At 63.2% G+C, this 709-nt stretch carries 2 protein-coding genes; both read right to left on the minus strand.

Annotated elements, in window-relative coordinates; translation table 11 throughout:
- A partial coding sequence (locus QT222_RS00275; RefSeq protein ID WP_491475927.1) for an SRPBCC domain-containing protein occupies window positions 1–471 on the minus strand: 471 nt, incomplete at its 3' end.
- Window positions 468–709: ArsR/SmtB family transcription factor (locus tag QT222_RS00280; protein WP_491475928.1), on the minus strand; the 242-nt coding region annotated here is incomplete at its 5' end. The genes QT222_RS00280 and QT222_RS00275, both read right to left, overlap by 4 nt.

Below are 709 nucleotides of genomic sequence, written 5' to 3' on the forward strand. Positions count from 1 at the left end.
GTTCCCGAGAGAGTCGGTCAAGCCCGCTCTGGCGTCGTCGACGGGGATTGCCTCGGGGATGCTCTCTTGGTGGACAGTAACCTCGGTCCCGTCGGGAGCCGCCTCGAACGTGACGGTGACGGTCATCTCGCCAGCCATGCCCGGGTCGTCAGACTCGAACTGGTCAGTGTAGACGATCCGTTCGCTCGGCTCCAACTCCAAGAACGTGCCGCCGAACGTGTGGGAATTGGGCTCAATATCGTCGGCGTCAGCCGTGAACGTGAGGCGGAACTCTCCGCCAACCTCCGGTTCGAACCGATGAACATCGGCGCTAAAGCCGGTTGGAGGGAACCACGCTGCCATCTCGTCGGGGTCGGTGAATGCCTCGTAGAGCCGTTCGGGTGAGGCGTCGATGACGCGGGTCACAGTCACGTTCCGTTCCTCGGTCGTCGTGTCGATACTCCGGCCGCTGTCGATGTTATCGTCGGTCATTGGTCTTCGTCCTCTAGATGGTCGGCTAGTGCGTCGAGCCGGTCCTCCCAGAAGACCCGATACCGGGTGAGCCACCCAAAGGCCGCGCCCAGCGGTGCGGCATCTAGGTGGCACCGGCGAACGCGACCGTCCTCCTCGACATCGAGCAGCCCCGCATCTTCCAGTACGTGCAGATGCTTCGACACCGCTGCCAGAGAGACGTCGTGTGGCTCCGCTAACTCGCCAACGCTCTTGGGAC

It is taken from the genome of Haloferax sp. s1, from assembly GCF_058382125.1.